The organism is Rhizorhabdus sp. (genome assembly GCF_018006725.1).
Taxonomy (GTDB): domain Bacteria; phylum Pseudomonadota; class Alphaproteobacteria; order Sphingomonadales; family Sphingomonadaceae; genus Rhizorhabdus.
Map to the genome: position 1 here is coordinate 1 of NZ_JAGMXV010000352.1, position 3960 is coordinate 3960.

6 protein-coding genes are annotated in these 3960 nt (G+C 66.9%); 2 read left to right on the forward strand and 4 right to left on the reverse strand.

The features are described from left to right. The first annotated feature begins 81 nt into the window (after positions 1-81). Together KAY22_RS25765 and KAY22_RS25770 are read left to right on the forward strand one after the other, a co-directional pair. Positions 82-390: a helix-turn-helix domain-containing protein gene (locus tag KAY22_RS25765; RefSeq protein WP_296625958.1), complete on the forward strand. Its 309-nt coding sequence runs from the start codon at positions 82-84 to the stop codon at positions 388-390. A gap of 2 nt (positions 391-392) precedes the next feature. After that, positions 393-1673, forward strand: coding sequence for a SulP family inorganic anion transporter (locus KAY22_RS25770; RefSeq protein WP_296625955.1), 1281 nt, complete (start codon positions 393-395; stop codon positions 1671-1673). A 129-nt stretch (positions 1674-1802) separates the two neighbouring features. Here the strand turns inward: KAY22_RS25770 and KAY22_RS25775 are convergent, their stop codons facing one another. The 4 genes from KAY22_RS25775 to KAY22_RS25790 all read right to left on the reverse strand — a co-directional run. After that, positions 1803-2351 carry a DUF736 domain-containing protein gene (locus KAY22_RS25775; RefSeq protein WP_296625956.1) on the reverse strand — a complete coding sequence of 183 codons (549 nt, stop codon included), beginning with the start codon at positions 2349-2351 and terminating at the stop codon, positions 1803-1805. A 216-nt stretch (positions 2352-2567) separates the two neighbouring features. After that, entirely contained in the window at positions 2568-3134 is a 567-nt protein-coding gene (locus KAY22_RS25780; protein ID WP_296625957.1) for a hypothetical protein, read from the reverse strand. A gap of 148 nt (positions 3135-3282) precedes the next feature. Further along, positions 3283-3681: a type II toxin-antitoxin system VapC family toxin gene (locus KAY22_RS25785; RefSeq protein WP_296625959.1), complete on the reverse strand. Its 399-nt coding sequence runs from the start codon at positions 3679-3681 to the stop codon at positions 3283-3285. Between the two features lie 11 nt (positions 3682-3692). Continuing rightward, positions 3693-3960: AbrB/MazE/SpoVT family DNA-binding domain-containing protein (locus KAY22_RS25790; RefSeq protein WP_366514167.1), on the reverse strand; the 268-nt coding region annotated here is incomplete at its 5' end.

A 3960-nucleotide genomic window follows, 5' to 3' on the forward strand; every position in this document is an offset into this window, starting at 1 on the left:
GTTTAGGATCGCTATTCAGATAGTCAGACGCGCTTTTGAGCAGTTCTTGACGTCATTCCTGATGTATTTTACATCATGGCGATGCTCACCCCAGCTCAGCTTCGCGCGGCGCGCGCGCTCCTCGGAATCGACCAGCGCACGCTCGCCGAGCGCGCCGGCGTATCGCTCCCAACGATCCAACGGATGGAAGCGGCCAGCGATGGCTATGTCCGGGGCGTGGTGGATACGCTGACCAAGGTGGTCGATGCGCTTGAGCGCGAGGGGATCGAGCTGATCCGGGAGAATAGCATCAGCGCGAGCGGCGGGCGCGGTGTCCGGCTGCGCGATCCCACCAGCCCGACTTTGCGCGAGCCCGTGCGGCGCACGCAGGACAATGAATCGGTGGCTTGAGGATGCCTGACGGCACGGCGACAGCCCATCTCTTCCGGCCGAAGCTCGTCACGGCCCTGAGCGAGGGCTATTCCCTCTCGTCGTTCCGCAAGGACGTGCTCGCTGCGGTGACGGTGGCGATCGTGGCGTTGCCGCTGTCGATGGCGATCGCCGTAGCCTCCGGCGTGTCGCCCGAGCGTGGGCTCTATACCGCGATCATCGGCGGTTTCCTCGTCTCGGCCCTGGGTGGGAGCCGCTACCAGATCGGGGGACCCGCGGGGGCCTTCATCGTTCTGGTGGCCGCCACCACGACGAAGTTCGGTCTGAACGGGCTGCTCGTCACCGTGATGCTGTCGGGGGCGATGCTGACGCTGATCGGGCTCTCGCGGCTCGGCTCGCTGATCCGCCACATTCCCCATCCCGTGACCGTGGGGTTCACCTGCGGCATTGCCGTGACGATCTTCTCAGGCGAGATCCGGGATCTGTTCGGTCTGCATCTCGCGGGCGCGGAACCCGGCCCGCTGCTTCCCAAGCTGCTGGCGCTTGCCAAGGCGGCGGCGACGGTAACGCCCGCGGCGGCGGTGCTGGGCCTCGGGTCGGCGGCGCTGATCTTCCTGCTGCGCCGGTATCGGCCCAACTGGCCTGGCATGTTGATCGCGGTGGTGCTGGCGTCCGTCGTCGCCGGGTGGCTGCAGCTTCCGGCCGAGACGATCGGCAGCCGCTTCGGCGATATCCCGCGCGGCTTGCCGACGCCGCAGGCACCGGCGGTGTCATGGGCGCTGGTGCTGCAGCTCCTGCCGTCGGCGCTCTCGTTCACCCTGCTGGGCGGCGTCGAGAGCCTGTTGTCGGCCAAGGTCGCCGACAGCATGTCCGGACGCAAGCATCGCTCCAACATGGAGCTGGTCGCCCAGGGTCTCGCCAACATCGTCTCGGCCCTGTTCGGCGGGATCAGCGTCACCGGCACGATCGCGCGAACCGCGACGAACATCCGGGCCGGTGCGATCAGCCCGGTGTCGGGCATGCTGCATGCGCTGTTCGTCCTCTTGTTCATGCTCGTGGCTGCGCCGCTGGCGCGCTATGTGCCGCTCTCGGCGCTTGCCGGCGTCCTGCTGGTGGTGTGCTGGAATATGGCCGAGAAGGCCGAATTCCTGCGCCTGATCCGCAGCTGGCCCACGGCCTCGGTGCTGCTCGCGACCTTCGGGCTGACCCTCGTGAAGGACCTGACATTCGGGATCGTCACGGGGTGCGTCGTCGCCGCATTGCTGGCGATCGTCCGGCGAAGGGTTCCGCAAGAGGGCGATTGAAGGTGCGTTCGTAGGAGGCAAGGGGTTCACCTGCCGAACAAGAACAGGGCCCGCCTCGCGGCGTGCGAAGCGGACCCTGCAAGGGGCCGCGCCCGGAGGCTGGGCGCGGCGTCGGGGAGATGGATCGCGTCAGGCGGTCGCGTCGGCGGTTTCGGCCGGATCGGCGGCCTCGGAACCGCGCTGCTTGCGCTGGCGGCGACCGCCTTCCTGGGGCTCGCCACCGAAGGCATGTTCGGCGGAGGACTGGCCGAGGCCGGCCTCGGTGCCCTGGGTGGCGGGGCCGGCGGTCTCGTCGGCGCCGGGCAGCGGCGGCAGGCCCTCGTCGGCCTTGGGCGCCATCTCCGCGGCGAGATCGCGGCGACGCGTCGGGCGCGACCAGACGACGTTGTAGCTGCCGTCCTCCTGGCGGAACGCCGACACGTAGAGCGGCGCGGCCAGGCTCGGATCCTCGATCTTGCCGTTGAGGAACGCCTCGCCCGTGCCGTTCGAGAACAGCTCGAACAGCGCACCCACCTGCACCCACGCCCGCGACGCCGACAGCGCCAGAACCTCGAACTTGGGCGCCTTGGGATTGGCCGAGTGCACCTCGCGCAGCGCAACCGTCATGGCGATCGCCAGCGTCGCGATCTTGCCGACGAAAATGCCGGCGTCATTCTGCTTGATCGAACCGATGTTCATGGGAAAGTCTCCTGAAAGCGGTCTCGAACACCGTGTCCGAGCCACCTTCCTCCTTCCCCACTCCCCTCCTCGGCCGTTCGGCCGAGCAGGCGCGCAAGCGCCCATCCGAGCGCCGCATAAGCGGCCTCGGGCGAAACGCGTTGGGCGCTGGGTGGCGCTGACCGCCTGCGGGCGGCCAGGTCGCTAGAGGCGACGGCACCGGCTGGCGAACGGTCGCTAGGTGGGCGGGAGAGCCTCGCTCGCGGTCATGCTGCGGTCGAAGGCCTCGACATGGCGGCGCGCGAGATCACGCTTGGCGATGTCGTGCCAGTAGTGATCCTCATGGCCTTCATAGTTGCCGCGACCGTCGAGCCGGATCGTGTCACCATATTGCTCGATCCGCTGACCCTCATAGGTGAGCAGCACTTCGCCCTGGATCGTGCTGAAGCGCTTGCGCTCGATAACCAGCTTGTCGGGATCGTAGGGCGGCGGCTGGCGCAGATAGTCGGGACGCTGGCGGTTCGCCGCGATCGCGGCGCAGAGGCGTTCGACGTGATGCGGGTCGTTCGAGACGATGCTGAAGACATGGGATCGGTCGAAGAAGTTGCCGAAGAAGCTGATGGCATTCTCGACCCCTTCGAGCCATTCGCCGCGCAGGTTGCGGGCGTCCCGTTCGACGAAATCGCCATATTTTTCGAACAGGCGGTTGAGCGGATGATCGTTCAGCATCTCGATCAGCGCGTCGATCGCGGCTTCGACGGTCTCGGAGCGCAGATGGCCGTTGCTCAGGACGATGGTCGTCATGGTCGTTCCTCTCGAATTTGGAGTTGATCGAGCGGGGGCAGCCGCCGCCGCGAGCGGTGGCATGGCACCCCCGGCAGGCTTGCGGCGCAGTCCGGCGATTATCGTTCGCTGCGGGGCGCCAAGGCTGTAACGGTCGAGGGACAGGCCGTCAGTTGGGCTCGTCGAGCCAGTTCTCGATTCTAAGGGCGCGGATGCGCGAGAATTCGCCGTAGTTGGCGGTCACAAGCACCGCGTCCAGGGCATAGGCATGGGCCGCGATGAACAGGTCGTTCGGGCCGATCGGTTTGCCCGCGGCCTCAAGCTCGGCGCGAATTCCGCCATATTCGGTGTCGGCCGGAACATCGAGGGCGAGAACCTGGATGCTGTCGAGGATCGCTTCGATCTGGGCCAGGAGGCGTGGCGATCCCTTCTTGGCGCAGCCGTAGCGAAGTTCGGCGGCCACGATGATGCTGACGCAGATGCCGTCAGGGCCGACCTCGGCGATCCGCTTCGCAATGGCCCCGCGCGGATTGCGCGCAAGCTCGGACACGATGTTGGTGTCGAGCATGTAGAGCGTGCTCAAAGGTCTATGGCCTTGGCCGGCAGCAGCGTATTGTCGACGTCCGGGAACTCGTCATCGGGTCCGAGCGGGTCGAGGCTCGCAAGGACTTCGAGGATATTCCGCCGACGGATCGGTTCGAGAATGAGCCGCTCGCCGTCGCGGTGGATCATGACGCTCGTTCCGGGAAGCTCGAAGTCGGCCGGGATACGCACGGCCTGGCTCTTGTTGTTGCGGAACAGCTTGGCTTCCCGCGAGGCTATCGGTTCAGATCGTGCCATGCCGCCC

Coding starts and splice junctions, on each gene's coding strand:
- KAY22_RS25785 (WP_296625959.1), bottom strand. CDS start 3,681: ATGCTCGACACCAACATCGTGTCCGAGCTTGCGCGCAATCCGCGCGGG.
- KAY22_RS25765 (WP_296625958.1), top strand. CDS start 82: ATGCTCACCCCAGCTCAGCTTCGCGCGGCGCGCGCGCTCCTCGGAATC.
- KAY22_RS25780 (WP_296625957.1), bottom strand. CDS start 3,134: ATGACGACCATCGTCCTGAGCAACGGCCATCTGCGCTCCGAGACCGTC.
- KAY22_RS25775 (WP_296625956.1), bottom strand. CDS start 2,351: ATGAACATCGGTTCGATCAAGCAGAATGACGCCGGCATTTTCGTCGGC.
- KAY22_RS25770 (WP_296625955.1), top strand. CDS start 393: ATGCCTGACGGCACGGCGACAGCCCATCTCTTCCGGCCGAAGCTCGTC.